Here is a 21,710-nt window from a genome sequence, read left to right on the forward strand (position 1 = left end):
TCATGCGCCTACCCATGAATCGGACGGTGCTGGCCGGAGGGCTCGCCTTGCTGGCTGGGGGGCCAGCCTTTGGCCAGCAGACGCAACAACTCAGCGATGTCGTCGTCACCGCCGCCGGTTTCGAGCAGCAGACGAAGAATGCCCCTGCCTCGATCAGCGTGATCGCTCGCGAGCAACTGGAAGACCGCCACTATCGAGACGTGACGGATGCGCTGCGCGACGTGCCGGGCGTCATCGTCACCGGCGGTGGATCGGGCGACAATGGTTACGATATCAGCATTCGCGGCATGCCGGCCCAGTACACCCTGATTCTGGTGGACGGCAAGCCGCGCAGCAGTCGGGAATCACGCCCCAACGGCAGCGCCGGCTTCGAGCAGGACTGGCTGCCGCCGCTGCAGGCCATCGAGCGCATCGAGGTCGTGCGTGGCCCCATGTCGACGCTCTACGGCTCCGATGCCATCGGCGGGGTGATCAACGTCATCACGCGCAAGGTGGCACGGGAATGGCACGGCAGCGTTCAGCTCGACAGCGTGCTTCAGGATGACAGCCGCTCAGGCGACAGTCGTCAGGGCAACGTCTACCTCAGCGGTCCTCTCGTCGAGGACCTGCTGGGCCTGCAGGTCTATGGTCGCGCCTCCGAGCGTGACGAGGACGACATCATCAATGGCTACGAAGAAAAGAGCCTGCAGAGCCTCACCGCGCGACTGTCGCTGACGCCTGGCGAGAATCATGATTTCGCCCTGGAGGCGGGGCGGACCGACCAGGAACGCACTTCGCTGATGGGGCACTCGGCGCCCAGTGAGGGCTGCCGCGGCGGCTGCTCGGACAGTTTCAGCGAGCATTACCGCGAGCATGCGTCGTTATCGCATACCGGTCGTTGGGGGATCGGCACCAGCGAGAGCTTCGTTCAGCGTGAGGCTACCAAGAACGAGGCCCGTGACATGAAAATCACCAATACCACGGCCAAGTCCAGCCTGGTTCTGCCACTGAGGGAGCACATGCTCACCCTGGGGGTTAGCTACGAGGAAGAGGCCCTGGACGATGCGACCTCCAACCAGATATCCGACCGGACGCACGTCGAGAACAGCCAGTGGGCGTTGTTCGTCGAGGATGAATGGTGGTTGACCGACGACTGGGCGCTGACCGGCGGCGTGCGCCTGGACGACGACGAGAACTACGGTAGCCATGTCAGCCCGAGGCTCTACAGCGTCTGGAACCTGGCCCCGGAGTGGACCCTCAAGGGGGGTGTCTCCACCGGCTACCGCTCGCCCAACCTGCGCGAAATGACGTCTGATTGGGGCGCCATCAGCCGCGGTGGTACTACCTATGGAAACCCCGACCTCGAACCCGAGACCTCGCTGAACAAGGAACTCTCGCTGCTCTACAGTGCGGCCAATGGTTTCAGCGGCAGTCTGACCGTATTCCACAACGACTTCGAGGACAAGATCACACGGTTGCCATGCCTATCGGTAGGGATGTCGGCAGCAGAGTGCCCTCCGGAGACGCAGTACGATCTCGATGAGAACGGCAATCTCAATACGAATACGCGAGTCAACGTCGATGAAGCGGTGACCCAGGGCGTCGAGCTCTCGCTGACCGCACCGCTGAGCGACGCCCTGGCACTGACCGGCAGCTATACCTACACCGACTCCGAGCAGAAGAGCGGCGAGTATGAGGGCGAACCCTTGACCCAACTGCCCGAGCACCAGGTGTCGGCCTCCCTGGACTGGAGTATCAACGACAAGCTCTCCCAGTGGACGAAAGTGACCTACCGCGGCAAAGAGAGCCAGCCCACTACCGGCCCCTCCCAGAGCAGCATCGTGGCGCCGTCCTATACCTTCGTGGATGCCGGGGTCGGCTACCAGTTGACTCCCCAGGCCAAGGTCAACGTCGGTATCTACAACCTCTTCGATGAAGACATTACCTATGACGAGTACGGCTATGTCGAAGATGGCCGCCGTCTGTGGCTGGGGCTGCAGGTGGACTTCTGAGGTCGGCTGACTCGATGGCGAACCGCGTTCAGGATTGTCGAACCAGCCGTTGCCCGACGGAATGGATGCGAGTGATCCTGAGATTCATTATCATCGTCAACATCCGGGTTCGCACTCTGCGTGCGCACCCACGAATTGGAAGGAGACTCCATGTTCGCGTCGCTTTTCCGGCCCCAGCGCCATGCCGCTGCCGGTTTCGCTGCCATGCTCGCTCTGGCAGCTGGCTCGGCTCAGGCTGCCAGCGTGGCGACTGCCAACGGTGAGATCGAAGTGCCTGACGCTCCCGAGCGCGTCGTCACCCTCTACGAAGGGGCTCTGGATGCCGCCCTGGCGGCCGGCGTCACCCCGCGTGGCGCGGTGTCCACCCGCGGCGGCGATGGCGTGGCCCGCTACATCGAGACGCATCTCGACGGCGAGCGTCCGGCCATCGTCGGCGTGGTGCGCGAGATCAACCTCGAGGCGGTGCTGGCCGAGCGCCCCGACCTGATTCTTGCCGCGCCGCGGCTCGCCGACGAGCAGTACGTTCTGCTGTCCAGGATCGCCCCCACCGTGGTGCCCGAGTCCCGCGAGGTCGCACCGGACAACTGGAAGGCCGAGGCTCGGCTCTACGGCGCGGCGTTGGGGCGCGAGGCCGAGCTGGAGGCGGCCATCGGCGAGGTCGAGGCGCGCGCAGCCGAGCTGGCCGAGGCCCTGAGCGATGCCGAGGTGGGTGGCACGGCCAACCTGGTTCGCTGGATGCCCCAGGGGCCGCTGGTGATGTCCGATTCGCTCTTCTCGACCGGGCTGTTGGCGGAAGTGGGCCTCGACGTGGACGATGCCGGTCTACTCAACGGTCGTGGCGTGCACAGCGATCCGCTGAGTCTGGAGAATCTCTCGCAGTTGGAAGGTGACTGGCTATTCCTGGCAACGCTCAACGAGGAGGGCGATGAGGCACTCGCCGCCGCTGAGGAGTCCCCGGCGTTCGCTCGTCTGCCGGTGGTGAAGAACGGCCAGGTGGTGCCGGTCGACGGCCAACTGTGGACCAGCGCCAACGGCCCGCTGGCCGCCCAGGCGATACTCGACGATATCGAAGCGGCCCTGCTGCCTTGATGGTCGACATCGTCGCTGCGAGACACTCGCCCCGCCGACCGGCGGGGCGGGTGCGTGCGATGCTGGTCCTCGTGCTGCTGGTGGCACTCGCCGCTCTCGCCAGCCTGCTGCTGGGTGCCGGTGAGGTGGGGCCGGAACGCGCCTTGGCGGCGCTTGCGGGCCACGGCGATGCAGAGGCTCGCTTCGTGGTGGCATCGCTGCGCGGCCCGCGCACCCTGGTAGGCATGGCGGTCGGGCTCGCGCTGGGCGTGGCCGGGGCCTTGCTGCAGGCGGTGTCGCGCAATCCTTTGGCCGAGCCGGGACTGCTCGGGGTCAGTGCCGGTGCCGCCTTCGCGGTGGCCGTGGCGCTGTGGCTGGGGGCCAGTGCGGCGACCCTGCGCATCGCCGTGGCACAGGTCGGCGCGCTGGCGGGCTGTCTGGCGGTGCTCGCCGTGGTGCGCGTGCGCGGCATGGGCCGCGACCCCGTGCGCTTGGTGCTGGCTGGCGCCGCCTTCTCGGCGCTGCTCGGCTCGCTCACCTCGCTGCTGCTGCTGTTCGACCAGCGCAGCGCCGACGAAATCCGCTTTTGGGTGGTGGGCAGCCTGGCCGGCCGGCGTCTGGACGACCTGCTGGCGGTGCTGCCCAGCCTAGCCGTGGCGTTGACCATCACGGTGCTGGTGGCGCGCCCCCTGGCGGCTCTGGCACTGGGTGAGCGGGTCGCCTCGGGGCTGGGACACCGCCCGGGCCGAGTGCGTCTGTTGGTGATCGTCGTCGTGGCGCTGCTGGTGGGGGCGGCCACGGCCATTGCCGGGCCCATCGCCTTCGTCGGCCTGGTGGTGCCCTTCGCCGCCCGGGCCCTGGCCGGCCCCGACATCCGTCGCACCCTGTGGCTGTGCCTGCCGCTGGGGCCGCTGATGGTGCTGGTGGCGGACGTCATCTCACGGCTGGTGGTGGCCCCCTCTGAGCTACCCATCGGTGTGCTCACCGCCCTGGTCGGCGCCCCGGTGCTGGTGGCCGTGGTGCGGGCGCGCCGTCTGCCAACCCTCTAGGTTGGGAGCTGCCATGTCGGACACGTCTCTAGCCCCGGTTCGCCGCGCTATGCCTGGCCACGCTGCCTGCGTGTCGCCGCCCCCCGGTCGCTGGCGATTGTCGACGGGACGTTACAGCCTGCTGGTGGAGCGCCGTGCACTGGTCGTGGGCCTGTTGCTGTTGGCAGCCTTGGTGGCGGCGTCGCTGGCCTACCTGGCGTTGGGCAGCGAGCGACTCGCTCTGGGAGGGGTGGTACGCGCGCTGGCCGGCGAGGGGGATCCGATCGCCCTGTTTCTGATCCACGAGCTGCGTCTGCCGCGGCTGGCGGCGGCCTGGCTGACCGGTGCCGCCTTCGCCCTGGCCGGCTGCCTGATGCAGACGCTGGCGCGCAACCGCCTGGCCACGCCCGGCATCATCGGCATCGACAACGGTGCCACCGCCTTCGCCGTGGCCTCCGTGGTGGGGCTCGGCGTGTCGTTGGCGCCGCCCGCCATGGCGCTGGCGGGCGGCGCCACCGCGGCGGCCATCACCTTCGGGTTGGCCAGCGGCGGCGACACTCGGGGCTACCGCTTCATCGTTGCCGGCATCGGCATCGGCGCGGTGTTCGGCGCCGTCACCCAGCTGCTGCTGGCGCGGGTGGACATCGACACCGCCAATGCCGCCTACCCCTGGACGGTGGGCAGCCTGAACGCTCGCTCGGGCAATGCCGTGGCGGTGCTGGCCACCGGTTTTGCAGCGGGACTGCCGCTGGCCCTCGTCCTGGCCCGCTCGCTGACCCTGATGCGCTTCTCCGATGCCGTATCCCGCGGCCTCGGGGTGCGGCTCAAGCGGCGTCGCTGGCAGGTGCTCACGCTCTCGGTGCTGATCACCGCGCTGGCCGTGGCGGTGGCCGGGCCGGTGGGCATGGTGGGGCTGATCGGCCCGGAGATCGCCCGCTCGCTGTCGTCGCCGCGCGGCGTGCCGCTGCTCGCCTCGGCCCTGGCCGGCGCCCTGGTGATGGTGCTGGCCGACCTCGCCGGGCGGCTGCTGCTGGCACCCATCGAGCTGCCGGTGGGCCTCGTCACCGCGGTGGTCGGTGGTCCCTGGCTGCTGTGGATACTGATTCGTCCCGCCTGCAGGAGTGCGTCATGACGTCCGACGAGCCTTCCGCTGCGCTGAGCGCATGCGACCTCACACTGGCCTACGGCCGAACCCCGGTGATCGACGGCCTGGAGCTGAGCCTGCCCCGTGGCCAGGTTACCGCCATCGTCGGCCCCAACGGCTGCGGCAAGTCGACCCTGCTGGCGGGTCTGGCACGGCTGCATGCTCCGCAGGCCGGCGCGGTACTGCTCGATGGCCGTGACATACAGCGGCTGCCGGCGCGCGAGCTGGCCCGGCGCCTGGCGCTGCTGCCCCAGGAGGCGAGCGCTCCGGAGGGGCTCACCGTGGGCGACCTGGTACGCTTCGGCCGCCAGCCGCATCAGGGCTGGCTACGCCAGTGGTCCGCCGACGACCAGCGGGCGGTGGAGCACGCCCTGGCCGCAGCCGGGCTCGAGCCCCTGGCCGAGCGTGCGTTGGACACCCTCTCCGGTGGGCAGCGTCAACGTGCCTGGATCGCCATGACCATCGCTCAGCAGACCCCGCTGCTGCTGCTCGACGAGCCCACCTCGGCGCTGGATCTGGGCCATCAGGTCGAGGTCTTCGACCTGGTGCGAAGGCTGGCTGCGGTGGGGCGCACGGTGGTGATGGTGCTGCACGACCTCACCAGCGCCAGCCGCTATGCCGATCATCTGCTGGCCCTGTACGAAGGGCGGCTGGTGGCCGCGGGGCCGCCGCGGGAGGTGGTGACGGAGGCGCTGGTACGGCGGCTCTACGGCATCGACTGCACTCTGGTGCGCGACCCGGTCAGCGGTGCACCGCTGCTTGCCGACCTGCGGCGCGCCGGGACCGGTCATCGGGAGACAGGCAGGCGGCATAGTCGGGCGTGACGGCCAGGGTGTCGCCCAGATCGCGGACCGAGATCGGCATGTCGTACAGCTCGCTGAGACGCCGGTGCGTCAGTACCTGGCGCGCTGGGCCTTCGTCGAGGATGCGGCCATCCTTGAGCAGCAGCAGACGGTCCGCCACGCTGGCGGCCAAAGTAGGGTCATGCAGGATGGCCAATACGCCGACACCTTCCCGGCAGGCCTGGCGTGCCGCCTTGAGCACCGTCATCTGGTGACGCAGGTCGAGGCTGGCCGTCGGCTCGTCGATCAGCAGGTAGCGGCCGCCGCCCAGCGCCTGCCCCGCCCACAGCTGTGCCAAGACGCGCGCCATGTGCGTGCGCAGCCGTTCGCCTCCCGAGAGCGAGGGTACCCGGCGCGTCGCCAGAGGGTGGAGGTCCAGACGCTGCATGGCCGTGTCGACGACGCCATCGGCCCGCCGGGCAGCCAGCTCGCGCGGAATGCCCAGGCGGATCAGTTCGGCGACGCGAAAGGGAGCGTCGATGCTCGGGGTCTGTTCGAGCACGGCGCGTCGCATGGCCAACTGGCCAGGCGCCAGGCTCGAAGGCACGAGGCCGTCCATTCGCAGAAAGCCTTCTGGACGCTGGGCGCCGCTGAGGCAGTGCATGAGCGTGGACTTGCCGGCGCCGTTCGGTCCCAGCACGGCCACGAACTCGCCCGGAGCCAGCTGCAGGCTGACGTCGTCGAGTAGAGCCCGGTCGTCGACGACCAGGCGAAGGCCCCGCGCGTCAAGCATCCTGCCTCCGATGTCTTCGCGTCAGCAGCCACAGGAAGAAGGGCCCTCCCAGCAGGCTGGTGGCGATGCCGATCGGTGGCTCCTGCGGCGGGATGGCGAGCCGCACGGCCAGGTCGGCGCCCAGCACCAGGCTCACCCCGAGCAGGGCGGCGGTGGGCAGCACCCAGCGGTGGCCATGGCCGACCAGCAGCCTGGCCAGGTGGGGGGCCACCAGCCCGATGAAGCCGATGGGCCCGGCCGCTGCCGTGACGGCGCCCACGCTCACGGCAGCGGCCAATGCCATGCGTCGCTTGCAGCGTTCGACGTCCAGGCCGGCATGGAAGGCCTGGCGTTCGCCCAGTTGAAACAGGTCCAGGCCATGGGCATGACGCCAGAACGTCGGTACGCACGCCAGGGTTGCCGCCAGTGCCACCATGACCACGGGCCAACTGGCATGCCCCAGGCCGCCCATGTTCCAGAAGGTCAGGTCGCGCAGCGCCTGGTCGTCGGAGACGTAGACCAGCACGCCGATGACGGCGCCGGCGATGGTGTTGATGGCCACGCCGATCAGGATGAGCGTGGCCATCGAGGTTTCACCGCCGCGTCGGGACAGGGCGAAGACGCAGGCGATGACCAGGCTGCCGCCCAGAAAGGCCGACAGCGGTAGGAGGAAAGGCTGCACGAAGGCGGGAAGCTCGGCGGTGAAGAGGCCGCCGAGCACGATGACGCCGACCGCTCCCAGTGAGGCCCCGGCGGTGACCCCGATCAACCCCGGGTCGGCCAGTGGGTTGCGCAGCACGCCCTGCAGGGCGGTACCGGAAAGGGCCAAGGCCACGCCGACGGCAATGCCCAGCGTCAGGCGCGGCAGGCGGATCTGCCACAGGATGCCGGCATCCAGCGGCTCGCCACCGCCAAGGAGCACCGCCATCAGCCGAGCGCCGCTGATGGCCACTGGGCCGAGCAGCAGCTCGGCCATCGCCATCAGGGCGGCGAGAATGGCCAGTCCCGCAAGGATCGCTTGCGGGCGGTGTCGCCCTTCTGCGGCGCGCCGTCGCGACAGCGTGGGCGATGTCATGGCCGATCGGGCGTCGAGGCGAAGCGCTGCGGATGCAGTGCCTGGCCCAGTTCACGGATGGCCTGCGGCGTGCGCGGTCCGAAACCGAGCAGCAACATGCCGTCCATGGCGATCAGGCGCCCTTCCTTGCCGGCAGGGGTTTCACTGAAGTCGGGTCGATCCAGCAGGCGATCCTGGCCGCTCTGTGAGGCCATCACCAGCACCGCTTGCGGTTGCAGGTCCATGATGGCTTCCGGCGAGAGCGGGCCGTAGCCCTCGATGCCGGCCGTCATCGGTTCGCCACCGGCCCGCCGAATGACATCGGCCACTGCGGTGTCCTCGCCGCCGATCATCAACGGGCCTTCGCCGGCGGATAGCACGAAGAGCACGCGCGGACGCTGCGTGACGTCGGCGAGTTGATCCGTCACCGCTTCGAGCTCGCGCTCGAAGCGGCCGACGAGCCGTTCCGCCTCCGCCTGGCGCTCCAGAGCGCTGCCCACGAAACGTATCTTGGCCGGCACGTCCCGCTCGGCATCGCCCGACAGTTCCGGCGCCTTCTCGACGTCGACACCCGTTGCGCGGATTCGCTCCAGGGCGGTATCCGGCCCGGCATAGTGGCTGGCCAATACCCGGTCCGGTTGCAGTGAGAGCACGCTTTCGGGGGCCAGCGAGCGGACGTAACCGATGCTGGGTAGTTCGAGGGCCGCGTCGGGATGGGTGGAGGTACTGTCGACGCCGACGACGCGTTCGCCTTCCCCCAAGGCATAGACGATTTCCGTCAGGTCGCCCCCGGCGACCACCAGCCGTTCGGCCGCGTTGGCGGGCAGGCTGGCAAGAGCGGCCAGCATGACGGCGGCCAACAGCCATGGGAGGCGGTTGGCGGCTTGGTCGGCCGAAGTTGGCGCCAGCGATCGCGTCGCCGCTCCTCGAGTGGAGCGTGGAATAGCCAGCATGGCGATCTTTCCCTGGTGATAGTGAGAAGCATAACCGTTCTCAACACTAGACGGCGAGTCTCGATTTGGCAAGTGCGGCGAACCGGCGCGGCGAAACCATAGGGGATTTTTTGATGTAGGTCATGGTTGCGATTCGTTAATGTTTGCTAAATATTATCATTAGCATATAGGCTATCATATTGCATCGGGTGCCGCATGAGCGTGAGGCATTCGTGGTTTCCAGGAGAACGACATGGCGATGTGTGAAACGAGGGAGTGGGGGTTGGCCTTGTGTCTCGTCGCGGCTGGCGCCAGCGTGGCCCATGCCGAAGCGGCGACCGGGGAGGGCGATTCCGAGCCGGCCGCTCTGGATACCCTGGTGGTACTGGGCACCGGCAGCGAGGTGTCGATCTTCGACAACCCGGCTTCGGTGTCGACCGTGGAGGCGGATGACCTGCGGCGCAACGCGTCGTCCAGCGTGGCGGACCAGCTCAGGGACGTGCCGGGGGTCAAGGTGTTCGACGACGGCACGGCCGGGATGAAGCGCATCATGATCCGCGGCGAGACGTCGCGGCGAGTCACCGTCCAGGTCGACGGCCATGCGCTGACCGATCACTCGCCCTATGGCACGCCGTTGTTGATCGATCCCTCCACCATCGAACGGATCGAGGTGGTTCGCGGGCCCTCCTCAGTGCTCAGCGGCTCCAATGCCATCGGTGGCGTGGTCAACATCATCACGCGCCGGGGCGGCGAACGACCGCTGGAGGGCAGTCTTTCCGCGACGGGATATTCGGCCACCGACGGGTTCCGCACCACCGCCAATCTTCAGGGGGCGCTGGGCGACGTCGATTGGCGCCTGACCGCGGGGTTCGGCGACGAAGACGACCGGCGAACGCCCGATGGGCGATTGCGACCTTCCAGCCACGCGCAGGATCAGCTCTCGGCACACCTCGGTTATACCGCCGGCAATCACTATTGGGCGCTCAAGGCGGACCAGTACCGGCTCGAGGCGGACGTCTACAGTCCGGTTCCCGAGGGGTTCGACGCTTTCTCCATTCGCCTGCCCCAGCGCGACCTGCGCAAGGTCGGCCTGTTCTACGAGGGAGACTCGCCGTTGCCCTGGGTCGAGAGCCTCGAAGCGAGTCTCTATCACCAGACGATCGACCGGCTGTTCGAAAATCAGGCGGCGATGAGCAACGGCATGGAGATCGGCGGCACCAGCGACGATCGCCAGACCACCTATGGCCTGGACGTTCAGGCCGATCTCAGCGTGGCCGACGTCGGCAACACCGTGATCGGCGTGGAGTACGAGAACGACGCGCTCGACACCGACAAGACCTCGGATGTCTTCATGCCTTTCCCGCCGCCCAACGGCCAGCGCACCGTCACCTCGACGGCCGATGAGGCGCGCATCGAGACCCTGTCGGGATATGCCCAGCAAGCGTGGGAGCTGGGCGAGGCGACCACGCTCTATTTCGGTGGCCGAGTCTATGCGGTGGAGGCCGAACTCGAAGCGAGTGCCGACAAGGTACTGCAAGACAACAGCGATGAGCGCGTGCTCGGTTCGCTGAGCCTGGTGCATCGCCCCTCCCAGGCGTGGTCGCTGCGCGCCAATCTGGCTCAGGGCTATTCCTACCCCACGCTGCAGCAACTGTTCCTCACCACGACGGCGGGCGGAACGACCATCGTCGGCAATCCCGATCTGTCCCCCGAAACGGCCGAAACCCTGGAGCTGGGTGCCCGCTATCGCGGCGACCGGGTGACCCTGGATGCCACGCTCTTCCATACCCGTGCGGAAGACTACATCGGCGAGGAAGACCTGGACGGGGGTGGCTCGGGGCCCAGCCAGCGGGGTTACGTCAACGTCCACGAGGCCCGGACCACGGGGCTGGAACTGCTGGCCGAGTACGGTTTGCCGGCCTGGGATGCCTCGCTCTATCTCAACGGCAGCGTGCTGCGGCGCGAGTTCGACTATGGCTCGTCGAGCACCACCGACAGCGGCACGCCACGCTTTGCCGGGCGTGCCGGCATCCGCCACGACTGGTGGGTTACTCCGGCCACCCGTGCCGAGGTCGACCTCTTCGTACGAGCCGAGAGCGAGGCGAAGCAGCGTGACGCCCAGGGCGAACTGACATCCCGGGCCGCCGGCTACGGCACCGTCAACGCCTATCTGGGGCTCAGCCATGGTGCGCGCTTCGATGTCGGACTGAACCTGAACAACCTGTTCGACAAGGCCTACCAGCCGTATGGCGAGATCCCGGGGGAGGGGCGCAGTGCCAGCCTGACCGGCACGCTGCATTTCTGACCCAGGTGAAAAGTGAAGGGTATCGAAGATGGGACAGTCCGCCTGGGATGCGCCGCGCCGTTCGCCGAGGCGCATCCCTCTGTCTGAGCCGGATCACGCGCTGCCCCGTGTCGCCGTGAACCCGCTGCGTCGGGCATTCGACAAGCGCACGCCGGTGATGCCCTGGCGCGACAAGCGGCCGGTGCCGGAGGCGGACGTGCCGGCGATCTGGCAGCGTCTGGTGGAAACGCCGATGGCGGTCGGCCCGTGCCTGGCCTACGTACATGTGCCGTTCTGTGCCAATCACTGCCTGTTCTGCGGGTTCTATCGGAATCGCTATCAGCGTGACGACTCCGCACGCTACGTCCAGGCGATCATCGACGAGCTGCGCCGGGAGGCCGATGCGAGCCAGTGGCAGGAAGGCATCGTGGAGGCGGTCTACCTGGGCGGCGGTACGCCCTCGGCCCTGGAGACCCCGGATCTGGTACGCCTGATAACGGCGCTGCGCCAAGAGTTGCCCCTGGCGCCCGATGCCGAGTTCACGGTGGAGGGACGCATCCTGCATTTCGACGACGAGAAGGTGGATGCCTGTCTCGATGCCGGGGTCAATCGGCTTTCCATCGGCGTGCAGAGTTTCGACACCCGGGTGCGACAGCAGCAGGGGCGGCGTGCCACCGGAGAGGCCGCGGCCCGATACATCGAGTCGCTGGTGGCCCGTGACCGGGCCGCGGTGGTGATCGATCTGATGTATGGCCTGCCCGGGCAGAGCCAGAGAGTCTGGCAGCAGGATCTGGAAACCAGCCTGGCGCTGGCGCCCGATGGCCTCGACGTCTACTGCCTGTCGATGTTTCCGGGAACGCCCCTGCACAAGGCGGTCGGCAATGGCCGCGTGGTGCCGCCGGCGTCGCTGGAATGTCGCGCCGAGATGTACGGCATGGCCAGCGAGCGACTGGCGGCGGCAGGGTGGCAGCAGATCAGCAACAGCCATTGGGCGGCCACGCCGCGCGAGCGCAACGTCTACAACCGGCTGATCAAGACGGGGGCGGCCACGCTGGCCTTCGGCTCCGGTGCCGGCGGCAAGCGAGGGAGCTACAGCTACACCCTCGACGGCGACCTCGAGACCTACCTGTCGGCCGTCGACCAGGGGCGCAAGCCCCTGGCCGGCATGCTGCAAGGCGATACGCTGCAGCCCCTTCGGGACGTCGTCTGCGGCGATCTGGAAGTGGGGGCTCTCGATCTGCAGCGGCTTCCTGCGGTGATGCCCGGTGCCGCCGAGGTCTTGCCGGGGCTGCGCCAGTTGGTCGATGTGTGGCAGCGGGCCGGCCTGGCCGAACGTCATGGCGACAGCGTGACGTTGACCACTGCCGGCCGCTTCTGGAGCGCCAATCTCATCGCCGGCTTCAACCAACGGCTGGCTTCCCTGCCGGTCTTGTCGGGTGACGGCGAGTCACCTTGAACCGGATCACTGCCCTTCAACGAGGAGAGACTGCAATGTCACACCCCCAAGCCGATGCAACATCTCGCCAAGGCCGCCTGGACGCACTTCGCCAGCAGCTGGCGGAAAGCCAGGACGGCATTCTGGAAGCCCTGGCCGTCCAGCACTCCCTCTCGCTGCTGGAGGTGGTGAGCTGTCTGCCACGGCACTGCTGGCAGCGCGTCTCTGGCGAGCATTTCGTCGAGGTGCTCGGCGAGCTGGCCGATTGGGGAGCGCTGACGACCATCGTCCACACCCCGGACGTGATTCTCGAGTACGGTGGCCCCTTTCCCGAAGGCAAGCTCGGCCATGGGTTCTACAACCTGCAGGGCGGGCATGCTCTCGGCGGCCACCTGAAGCCCGACCGCTGTGCCGCCATCGTCTTCCTGCGGCGCCCGTTCATGGGCCTGGAAACGGCCTCGGTGCAGTTCTTCAACGAGGAGGGCGATGCCATGTTCAAGGTCTACCTCGGCCGCGATGAAGCGCGCTGGCTGCGAGCCGATCAGCTCGAACGCTTCACCGCACTGGGGCAGCGCCTGGCGTCTGCCGAAGCCGTCGGTTCATGAGCGCCGTTCTGCTCTCCGTGGCGAGCCATGGGGTCGGTCTGCTGCTGGCCCGGCTCACGTGATGGGCCAGCCGCGTCGACCCTCTCGCGCCCTCGAGTTGCCCGGTTGCTCGACAGGCCAGGTCACGACCTTGATGCGGCATGGTTGCCATTCGATAGTATGGCTATGCTACCTGCGGCTATTCGTTGCAGCCAATTGACCAATTTTTGTCCATACTGGTGCAGGCCCCACCTGAAAGAAGAAGGGCAGTAGGGAACCACCAAGGGAACAGAGGTGCCAGCCATGCCACCCGCCTACCGAAATCCTGTCGGCACGCTCCTTGGCGTGCTGTTCGGCTGCCTGATGTTGCTGAGCGTCGGGCAGGTCCACGCCAATCCGCGCTATGCGGCCATCGTGGTCGATGCCGAGAGCGGCGATGTGTTGCATGCCGCCAATGCCGATGCCACTCGCTATCCGGCGTCGCTGACCAAGATGATGACCCTCTACCTCTTGTTCGAGGCCCTCGAGGATGGCGGCCTGACCCTGGACCAACCGCTGCCGGTCTCGGCCTATGCCGCTTCCAAGCCAGCCTCCAAGCTCTATCTCAAGGCGGGGTCGACCATCCCCGTGGAGAAGGCCATCGAGGCGCTGGTGATCAAGTCGGCCAACGACGTGGCGGTGACGGTGGCCGAGGCGCTGGGCGGTAGCGAAGAGCACTTCGCCAGCATGATGACGCGCAAGGCGCACGAGCTGGGGATGTCGGATACCGTCTTCCGCAATCCCCATGGTTTGCCGGATGCGCGCCAGGTCACCACGGCGCGGGATATGGCCACCCTTGCGCTACGCGTGATGAAGGACTTCCCCCAGCATTACCACTACTTTTCCCGAACACGCTTCCACTGGAACGGCAAGACCATCACCGGCCACAATCGGCTGCTGGACGATTACCCAGGTGCCGATGGCCTCAAGACCGGCTTCATTCGCGCCTCCGGCTTCAATGTGGCCACCTCGGCGGTGCGCGACGACCGGCGCATCCTCACGGTGGTGATGGGCGGCTTCACGGCGGCCTCGCGCGATGCGCACACGGCCGACCTGCTCGACCGCGGCTATCTGCGCCTTGCGATGCAGCAGCGTGGCGACTGGGTCGCCCAGGCCGACCTGTTCGGCGATCGCATGGCGTTGCCCGAACCGATGCCGGCAACGCAGCCCACCAGACAGCTGGCTTCGGCCGAGGCTGATCCATCCTGGTCGCAGGCGCTGGCCGCTCGCGAGGCATCGTCCATGCTGACCGAACCCGATACCGAGATGGGCTCCGCCGACGATCCCATCCGTGCCTTGCTGGCACGCAACGACGCGACATCGTCCGGTGGCGCCTGGGCCGTGCAGGTGGGGGCGTTCAGCGATGCCGACCAGGCGCGCAGCCTGGCGGCACGGGCGGCCGGCCATCTGGCCAGCGTTCTTCAGGATGTCCGCGTGGCGGTTGCCGAAGCGCAGGACACACCACGGCTGTTTCGCGCGCGCCTGGTCGACCTCCAGGAAGGCGATGCCCGCACGGCGTGTCGCAGCCTGCGCCAGCAGGGCATGGACTGCATGGTGGTCGCACACAACTGACGTCGGGGCTCTTGCCGCCCACCGCCGAACCCGTTAGCTTGGGAACCAATCAACCCCGTCGACCCCTCCGGTCGGCGGGGTGGTTTTTTGGGGTGGGCCAATCGGGAGGTCGTGATGTCACCGTCGTTCAAGGGGATACTGTTCATGTGTGCCGGCGTGCTGTGCCTGGCCATCGGCGATGCCATCGCAAAATGGCTGGGCGAGGTGCACTCGCCGCTGCAGATCATCTTCTTTCGCACCCTGGTATCGCTGCCGCTCATCGCCCTGTTGGCTCACTTCGGGGGCGGTCTGCGCAAGCTGCGCACCCGGCGCCCCGGGGTGCATGTGATCCGTGGGCTGATCTACACCGGCACCATGGGTTGCTTCGTGCTGGGGTTGACGATGCTGCCGCTCGCCGAAGCCACCGCCATCGCTTTCGCCGCACCGCTGTTCGTCACCCTGCTTTCGGTACCGTTGCTCGGCGAGCGCGTGGATGGCCCGGTCATGGCCGCCTCGCTTCTGGGGTTCGTGGGCGTACTGGTGATCGTGCGACCGGGGGGCGAGAGCTTCCACCCCGGTGCCCTGGCCATGCTGGGGGCTGCCGTCTTCTATGCGCTGCTGATGGTCACGTCGCGCCGCTATGGAGGGCGCGAGCACCTCTGGGCCATGGTCTTCTACATGAACCTGGTGCCCTTGGTGGTTGCCGCCCTGAGTCTGCCGCTGGTGTGGCAGGCCCCTTACCCCGAACACTGGCTGGGCTTTCTCGCCGCCGGTGTGTTCGGCGTGGGTGCCACGGCCTGCATCACCATGGCCTTTCGGCATGCCCCGGCAGCCATCGCCGCGCCTTTCGACTACACCGCCATGCTGTGGGCGGTGCTGCTCGGCTGGTGGTTCTGGGGCGAGATGCCCGACCTGTGGGTGTTCGTCGGCAGTGCCCTGATCATCGGCAGCGGCCTGGCCATCGCCTACCACGACCGCCGTACCACGCTGAAGCGGCGTCCGACGCTGTAGCCGAAACCGCTTCGAGGTCAGGAAGGCCGCGCTTTGGCAGCCGCCGGTACTGGGAACCGAGGCCCCGGTGTATGTAGCGTGCGCCTGATTGAAGCCGTTGTGCGGCGAGTCGAATCGAAGGCGCAGGGTTCGCACGTATTTACGTTATGTTATAACGTATTGTTCATTCCGCGAACCGTTGAGGAGCCTTGCCCCATGACCCCACGCCACTTGGCCGACGTGGCCGATGATAGACGCACTCGCGGCAGCGCGCTCTCCTGGGTCGGGATGGAGGGCATCGCCCTGCCGCTGAAGGTGGCCGGTCGGGCCATTGCCGGCCGCGCTTCGGCGGGCGTCAGCCTCGATGATCCAACGGCCCGCGGCATTCATATGTCGCGTCTCTACCTGGCACTGGCCGAACTGGAGGGTCAGGAGCTCTCGCTGTCGCGGGTGGCCGGGGTGCTCGAAGCCTTCCTGGAAAGCCACGAGGGGCTCGCCAGCCGGGCCTTTCTCGACCTGGAGGGCGAGGCGCTGCTGCGCCGCCCAGCGCTGATCAGCCCGCTCTCGGGGTGGCAAGCCTATCCCTTCGCGCTGCGCTGCCGGCACGATGCCGAAGGCCTGGAGGCGATACTCGACCTGACGGTGGGCTACGCCTCGACCTGCCCCTGTTCCGCCGCTCTGGCCCGCCAGCTCATTCAGCAGGCCTTCGACGAGGACTTCGTCGACATGCCGGCGACCCGTGAGGCGGTGCGGACATGGCTGGGTAGCGAGCAGAGCATTCTGGCGACGCCACACAGCCAGCGCAGTCAGGCCCTCCTGTCGGTGCGTCTGACGGACGACCTAGATGAACTGCCGTTGTTGGCACTGGTGGAGCGTGTCGAGAAGGCGCTCGGCACGCCCCTGCAGACGGCGGTCAAACGCATCGACGAGCAGGCCTTCGCCCTGGCCAACGGGCAGAACCTGATGTTCTGCGAAGACGCGGCACGCCGCCTGCATCAGGCGCTGCGCGAACAGCCCGGCATCGACGGCTTCGCCCTGCGCGTGGTGCATGCCGAGAGCCTGCATGCCCACGATGCCGTCGCGCGCAGCGAGTGGAACTGGACCTCTGCGCTCAGCGACTGAGTCGCCAGCGTCCGGCCAGGCTGGACAGGGCAAACAGGATGGCGGCGAAGCTGACGATGGTGGGGCCGGTGGGCGTGTCGAGCCAGTAGGCCGCCTGCAGGCCGCCGGTGGTCGAGGCAGCCCCGATCGCGGCGGCCAGCAGCGCCATGGCTTCCGGGGTGCGACAGAAGGGCCGGGCTGCGGCAGCGGGAATGATCAGCAGCGCGGCGATCAGCAGCACCCCTACCACCTTGAGTGCCACGGCGACCACCACCGCCAGGGAGAGCGTCAGTACCAGCTGCTCGCGCTTGGGGTCGACGCCGCTGGCCCGGGCGAGGTCGGCATCCAGGGTGGCGGTGAGCAGCGCCGACCAGCGCCACCCGATCAGACCCACGACCAGCAGCGCTCCGGTGCCGATCAGGGCCAGGTCGCCCTTGCCGACGGCCAGGATGTCGCCGAACAGGTAGGCCATCAGGTCGATGCGCACGCCGGAGAGGAACGACACCGCCACCAGGCCGAAGGCGAGTGCCGAGTGCGCCATGACGCCGAGCAGAGTGTCCATGGCATAGCCGCGGCCGCTGAGCAGCGAGACCAGGGTGGCCATCAGCAGCGACACCACCAGCACGCCGGCGAAGATGGATGTGGAGAGCAGCAGCGACAACGCCACGCCGAGGATGGCGGCGTGAGCGGTGGCATCGCCGAAGTAGGCCATGCGCCGCCACACCACGAAGCAGCCCAGCGGAGCGGCGGCGAGCGCCACGCCGAGTCCGGCCAGGGCGGCGCGAACCAGGAAATCGTCGAGCATCAGGGAGCGATCTCCAGGTGGCTGGTGTCAGCTGCCGGTGGAATGGGGTTGCCGACAGAGCGGTCGTGTTGTCGTGGGTGGTCATGGCGATACAGCGCCAGGGCATCGCCGGTGTCGGGTCCGAACAGTTCGCGGTAGGCCGGCGAGGCGACGACCCGTTCGGGTGTGCCCTGGCAACAGACATGGCGGTTCAGGCAGACCACGCGATCCGAGGCGCGCATCACCACGTGCAGGTCGTGGCTGACCATCAGCACCGCACAGCCCAGCTCGCGCCGCACGCTCTCGATCTGGCGATAGAAATCGGCCGTGCCACGGTGGTCGAGGCCCTGAGTGGCCTCGTCGAGCAGCAGCAGATCGGGCTTCTCCAGCAGCGCCCGAGCGAGCAGGATGCGCTGGAACTGTCCGCCCGAGAGGGCCGTCACCTGCTGTCGTCCCAGGCCGGGGACGCCGGCCTGCTCCAGGGCCTGGCGTACCGTCCGCGTCGAGTGGCGGCGCGGCAGGTTCAAGAAGCGGCTGACCGTCATCGGCAAGGTGGCATCGATGGCCAGCCGTTGGGGAACGTAACCGATGGCCACGCCAGGCTGGCGTACGAGGCGGCCGCGGGCGGGCCGGACGGCACCGATGATGGCGCGTAGCAGGGTCGACTTGCCGGAGCCGTTGGGGCCCACCAGGGTGACGATCTCGCCGCGCTCGATGTGCAGGCCGATGCCCTCGAGGACGGTTCGCCCTCCCAAGGCAACGTGGAGATCGTCGATCGACAGCAGATGCATGGCTTCCTCCGCTGTTGTCACCGTCGTGTCGCTATTCGACGCGAGACATGGTGCCGGTTTGACATTTCAAGATATGTTATATCATAACATTCGGTGGCACAATCGTACGCCACCCTGCGATGCAAACCTGGAGAGATCGATGAACAAAGCGTTACGCCCTCTTTGCCTGCCCTGGCTGTTGGTACCCGCCGTTGCGGTTGCCGAAGTGCCCTCCGTGGCCGTGGACATCCCGCCGGTCCACTCGCTGGTCGACCGGGTGATGGGCGAGCTGGGCACGCCCGACCTGGTGATCCAGCCGGGTGCCTCGCCGCATGGTTACTCCATGCGGCCTTCGGAAGCCGAGGCGCTGTCGAGTGCCGACGCCGTCTTCTGGGTCAGCGACGAGCTGACGCCGTGGCTGGCCCGGGCCCGGCAGTCGTTGTCCGACGATGCGCTGGAAGTGGAGCTGATGGAGACCAGCGGCACGCGGCGGCTCGAATATCGCCAGGGGGCGACGTTCGATGCCCATGATCATGCGCACGACGAACACGCGCATGACGATCATGCCCACGACCACGACCACGACCACGACCACGACCATCAGGATGAGACCGGTGGCGATCACGACCATGATCACGGGCACTCCCATGAGGGCCTGGACCCGCACGGCTGGCTCGATCCGGTGAATGCCCAGGCCTGGCTCGAGGCCATCGCCGAGTCGCTGGCCAGCCTCGACCCCGACAACGCCGACACCTATCGCCAGCATGCAGCGGAAGGGCAGGCCGAGCTGGACACCCTGATCGACGAGCTGAACGGCCACCTGGCGGACGCTCGCGATGCCCGCTTCATCGTCTTCCACGACGCCTATCAGTACTTCGAGAGCCGCTTCGACGTGCCGGCAGTGGGCGCGATCTCGCTGGGCGATGCCTCGGATCCTAGCCCGGCGCGCATTCGCGAGATCCATAAGCGGGTCGCCGAGCTCGGCGTTCAGTGCGTGTTTCGCGAACCGCAGTTCAATCCGGCGCTGGTGGATAGCGTGTTCGAGGGCAGCGGGGTCGAAACGTCGATCGTCATCGATCCTCTGGGCGTGGACATTCCGCTCGGCTCCGAGCTCTATCCGCAACTGTTGCGTCAACTGGCCGATGGCGTGACGCGCTGCGCTGCCAATGCGCCGCCCATCGATTCCGCTCACGATCATGATCACGTCGAGGACATCTACGCAGGGTATTTCGAGGACAGTCAGATCGAGGACCGGGCGCTGTCCGACTGGGAAGGCGACTGGCAGTCGGTCTACCCCTACCTTCAGGACGGCACTCTCGATGAGGTCTTCGCCCACAAGGCGGAGAATGACGACGGGAAAACCGCCGAGGAGGTCAAGGCGTATTACGAGACAGGGTACCGGACGGACGTCGAGCGCATCGTGATCGACGGGACTTACGTCTCCTTCTACGAGGATGGGCAAGAAAGAACCGGCGAGTATGCCTACGACGGGTACGAGATCCTGACCTACGAAGCCGGCAACCGTGGCGTCAGGTACGTCTTCGAGCTCGAGGAAGGCGGCCCGGATCTCCCGGCATTCATCCAGTTCAGCGATCATGCCATCTACCCGACCGATGCGCACCACTTCCATCTCTACTGGGGCGACGATCGGGAGGCGCTGCTGGAAGAGGTCACGAACTGGCCGACCTACTATCCTTCGCACCTGGATGGCGAGGGCATCGTGCGGGAAATGCTGGCGCACTGAATGCCGTGGCCGCCGCCTCGCGCCGTGGCGGCGGCCGGGCTCATCTCGTGAAGAAAGCCCGTGCGGCAGCCTCCGGGTCGGGCTGGCCACAGATGGCCGAGACGACGGCTGCCCCCTGGGCGCCGACATCGCGCACCGCGGTGGCGTGTTCCGCCTTGAGTCCGCCGATGGCCACGGCCGGCAGCGGGCTGGCGGCGACCAGCGAGGCCAGCCCCGCGAAGCCCAGCGGTTCGGCGTGGTCGCGCTTGCTGGGGGTGGCGAACACCGGGCCCAGGCCCAGGTAATCGAGGCGTTCGGCATCGATATGGGCCATCTGCTCCAGATTCTGTACCGAGAGGCCGAGGATCGCCGCCTCGCCCAGCGCGGTGCGGGCCTCGGCCACGTCGCCGTCGTCCTGGCCGATGTGCAGGCCGTCGGCACCGCTCTCCACGGCCACCGCCAGACGGTCGTTGACGATCAGTGGCACTCCGCTGCCGGCCAGCGCCGCCTTCAGGCGCCGCGCCTGGTCGATCAGTACGGCGTCGCTGGCGTGCTTGTCGCGTAGCTGGACCAGCGTCACCCCACCGCGCACCGCGGCCACCACCGTTTCCACCAGGCCGCGTTCGGCGCACAAGTGCGGGTCGGTGACCAGATAGAGCGTAAGATCAAGGCGCATCGCTCACCTCCAGGCGGAGTCGTGCGGTCAGGGTGCCGGCTTCCAGGGCGTGGAGCGCATCCAGAAACGCCGGCATGAAGCTGCCGGGGCCGCCGGCGTTTTCGCCGGCCAGTTCACCCGCCACGGCGTAGCAGGCCAGAGCCGCCACCGTGGCCTCGAAACGGTCGTCGCCGCCGGCCAGGAAGGCTGCCACCACGCCGCTGAGCGCGCACCCAAGGGTGGTGACTCTGGGCATCAGGAAATGGCCGCCGTGAATGCGCGCGACCCGTCGGCCGTCGGTGACCAGGTCCACTTCGCCAGTGACGGCAACCGTGCCCCCGATGTGGCGGGCCAGGGCGATGGCAGCGCCGAGGGCCGACTCAGCGGTGGCAGTGCTGTCCACCCCACGGCCCCCCGCCTGCTGCTCGGCCAGGGCGATGATCTCCGAGGCGTTGCCGCGAATCGCGTCGGGTGACAGGGCCAGCAGCCGGGCAGCGCTCTCGCGGCGATAGCGAGTCGCGCCCACGGCCACCGGGTCCAGCACCCAGGGCTTGCCGGCCGCGCGCGCCGCGCCGGCCGCATCGACCATGGCGTCCACCCAGTGCGGCGACAGAGTGCCGATGTTCACGGACAGGGCGTCGGCCAGGGCAGCGAATTCGGCCGCTTCCTCGCGAGCATGCACCATGGCCGGCGAGGCGCCGATGGCCAGCAGGACATTGGCCATGCTGTTCATGGCCACCAGATTGGTGATGTTATGGATGAGCGGCGTCGTCTGGTGGAGGCGGGCGAGGTGGGCCGCGGGGTCGATCGCAAGGGTCATGTGGGCCTCCCGGGCGCGGGAGAGGCAGACGGCGAGTGCCGCTGCACGACTCCCTACGCCGGCACTATCCGGGTCAGGTTCCGAGGGTGCGTCTCAGCCGTGGCAATGGGCCACGGCGCCCCTGTCGTCATGTCTTCACTATCCGCATTGATTGCGCGGCTGTAAAGGCCACCGCCGGCAGAGTCAGTGCCGCGCTGGGGCAC

Annotated in this window: 19 protein-coding genes and 1 riboswitch; of the genes, 12 read left to right on the forward strand and 7 right to left on the reverse strand. The window is 67.7% G+C overall.

The annotated features are described in order from the left end of the window. Nucleotides 1-2 precede the first annotated feature (2 nt). The 5 genes from BLP96_RS03440 to BLP96_RS03460 all read left to right on the forward strand — a co-directional run bounded on the left by BLP96_RS03440 (nt 3) and on the right by BLP96_RS03460 (nt 6,055). On the forward strand, nt 3-1,991 hold the full coding sequence (locus BLP96_RS03440; protein WP_089683090.1) for a ligand-gated channel protein: 1,989 nt from the start codon (nt 3-5) through the stop codon (nt 1,989-1,991). Nucleotides 1,992-2,141: 150 nt separating this feature from the next. Then, nucleotides 2,142-3,080 carry an ABC transporter substrate-binding protein gene (locus BLP96_RS03445; RefSeq protein ID WP_422666799.1) on the forward strand — a complete coding sequence of 313 codons (939 nt, stop codon included), beginning with the start codon at nt 2,142-2,144 and terminating at the stop codon, nt 3,078-3,080. Between the two features lie 59 nt (nt 3,081-3,139). Next, complete coding sequence (locus BLP96_RS03450; RefSeq protein ID WP_089683092.1) at nt 3,140-4,108, forward strand: FecCD family ABC transporter permease; 969 nt, start codon at nt 3,140-3,142, stop codon at nt 4,106-4,108. Between the two features lie 13 nt (nt 4,109-4,121). Then, nucleotides 4,122-5,219 (forward strand): FecCD family ABC transporter permease, encoded by a 1,098-nt coding sequence (locus tag BLP96_RS03455; protein ID WP_089683094.1) that lies wholly within the window; start codon nt 4,122-4,124, stop codon nt 5,217-5,219. Continuing rightward, a complete protein-coding gene (locus tag BLP96_RS03460) occupies nt 5,216-6,055 on the forward strand; it encodes an ABC transporter ATP-binding protein (RefSeq protein WP_089683096.1) in 840 nt (279 codons plus the stop codon). The genes BLP96_RS03455 and BLP96_RS03460 overlap by 4 nt, the downstream gene beginning before the upstream one ends. On the opposite strand, the gene BLP96_RS03465 is transcribed toward BLP96_RS03460, so the two are convergent. Genes BLP96_RS03465 through BLP96_RS03475 form a run of 3 tightly spaced genes read right to left on the reverse strand, consistent with a single transcriptional unit; the run spans nt 5,973 to nt 8,792 of the window. Next, on the reverse strand, nt 5,973-6,806 hold the full coding sequence (locus BLP96_RS03465) for an ATP-binding cassette domain-containing protein (protein ID WP_089683098.1): 834 nt from the start codon (nt 6,804-6,806) through the stop codon (nt 5,973-5,975). The two genes, BLP96_RS03460 and BLP96_RS03465, sit on opposite strands and share 83 nt — an antisense overlap. After that, the gene (locus BLP96_RS03470; RefSeq protein ID WP_089683100.1) at nt 6,799-7,860 is read right to left on the reverse strand and encodes a FecCD family ABC transporter permease; all 1,062 of its coding nucleotides are present in this window, start codon (nt 7,858-7,860) and stop codon (nt 6,799-6,801) included. The genes BLP96_RS03465 and BLP96_RS03470 overlap by 8 nt, the downstream gene beginning before the upstream one ends. After that, a complete protein-coding gene (locus BLP96_RS03475) occupies nt 7,857-8,792 on the reverse strand; it encodes a heme/hemin ABC transporter substrate-binding protein (RefSeq protein ID WP_089683102.1) in 936 nt (311 codons plus the stop codon). The genes BLP96_RS03470 and BLP96_RS03475 overlap by 4 nt, the downstream gene beginning before the upstream one ends. 232 nt (nt 8,793-9,024) lie before the next feature. Here BLP96_RS03475 and BLP96_RS03480 point away from each other — a divergent pair, with 232 nt between their 5' ends. The 6 genes from BLP96_RS03480 (at nt 9,025) to folE2 (ending at nt 16,776) form a co-directional block, all read left to right on the forward strand. Continuing rightward, nucleotides 9,025-11,076, forward strand: coding sequence for a TonB-dependent receptor plug domain-containing protein (locus BLP96_RS03480; protein WP_089683103.1), 2,052 nt, complete (start codon nt 9,025-9,027; stop codon nt 11,074-11,076). A gap of 28 nt (nt 11,077-11,104) precedes the next feature. Further along, nucleotides 11,105-12,511 carry a heme anaerobic degradation radical SAM methyltransferase ChuW/HutW gene (gene hutW, locus BLP96_RS03485; protein WP_089683105.1) on the forward strand — a complete coding sequence of 469 codons (1,407 nt, stop codon included), beginning with the start codon at nt 11,105-11,107 and terminating at the stop codon, nt 12,509-12,511. 35 nt (nt 12,512-12,546) lie between these two features. After that, nucleotides 12,547-13,095, forward strand: coding sequence for a heme utilization cystosolic carrier protein HutX (gene hutX, locus BLP96_RS03490; protein ID WP_089683107.1), 549 nt, complete (start codon nt 12,547-12,549; stop codon nt 13,093-13,095). A gap of 282 nt (nt 13,096-13,377) precedes the next feature. After that, nucleotides 13,378-14,685, forward strand: a complete 1,308-nt coding sequence (locus BLP96_RS03495) for a serine hydrolase (protein WP_089683109.1) — start codon at nt 13,378-13,380, stop codon at nt 14,683-14,685. A gap of 114 nt (nt 14,686-14,799) precedes the next feature. Next, nucleotides 14,800-15,675 carry a DMT family transporter gene (locus BLP96_RS03500; RefSeq protein ID WP_089683111.1) on the forward strand — a complete coding sequence of 292 codons (876 nt, stop codon included), beginning with the start codon at nt 14,800-14,802 and terminating at the stop codon, nt 15,673-15,675. 195 nt (nt 15,676-15,870) lie between these two features. After that, complete coding sequence (gene folE2, locus BLP96_RS03505) at nt 15,871-16,776, forward strand: GTP cyclohydrolase FolE2 (RefSeq protein ID WP_089683113.1); 906 nt, start codon at nt 15,871-15,873, stop codon at nt 16,774-16,776. Here the strand turns inward: folE2 and BLP96_RS03510 are convergent. Together BLP96_RS03510 and BLP96_RS03515 are read right to left on the reverse strand one after the other, a co-directional pair. Further along, nucleotides 16,766-17,560, reverse strand: coding sequence for a metal ABC transporter permease (locus BLP96_RS03510; protein ID WP_089683115.1), 795 nt, complete (start codon nt 17,558-17,560; stop codon nt 16,766-16,768). The two genes, folE2 and BLP96_RS03510, sit on opposite strands and share 11 nt — an antisense overlap. After that, nucleotides 17,560-18,330 carry a metal ABC transporter ATP-binding protein gene (locus BLP96_RS03515; protein ID WP_089683118.1) on the reverse strand — a complete coding sequence of 257 codons (771 nt, stop codon included), beginning with the start codon at nt 18,328-18,330 and terminating at the stop codon, nt 17,560-17,562. Before BLP96_RS03515 ends, BLP96_RS03510 begins: the two co-directional genes overlap by 1 nt. A gap of 139 nt (nt 18,331-18,469) precedes the next feature. Between BLP96_RS03515 and BLP96_RS20525 the strand changes: the two genes are divergently transcribed. Then, complete coding sequence (locus tag BLP96_RS20525; RefSeq protein ID WP_340147948.1) at nt 18,470-20,053, forward strand: metal ABC transporter solute-binding protein, Zn/Mn family; 1,584 nt, start codon at nt 18,470-18,472, stop codon at nt 20,051-20,053. A gap of 40 nt (nt 20,054-20,093) precedes the next feature. Here BLP96_RS20525 and thiE read toward each other — a convergent pair whose 3' ends face one another. Both thiE and thiM read right to left on the reverse strand, forming a co-directional pair. Further along, entirely contained in the window at nt 20,094-20,708 is a 615-nt protein-coding gene (gene thiE / locus BLP96_RS03525) for a thiamine phosphate synthase (RefSeq protein WP_089683120.1), read from the reverse strand. Next, complete coding sequence (gene thiM / locus BLP96_RS03530; RefSeq protein WP_089683122.1) at nt 20,698-21,507, reverse strand: hydroxyethylthiazole kinase; 810 nt, start codon at nt 21,505-21,507, stop codon at nt 20,698-20,700. Before thiM ends, thiE begins: the two co-directional genes overlap by 11 nt. 33 nt (nt 21,508-21,540) lie before the next feature. Further along, a riboswitch (TPP riboswitch) is annotated at nt 21,541-21,640 on the reverse strand. Between the last annotated feature and the right edge of the window lie 70 nt (nt 21,641-21,710).

The organism is Billgrantia gudaonensis (genome assembly GCF_900100195.1).
Classification (GTDB): Bacteria; Pseudomonadota; Gammaproteobacteria; order Pseudomonadales; family Halomonadaceae; genus Halomonas; species Halomonas gudaonensis.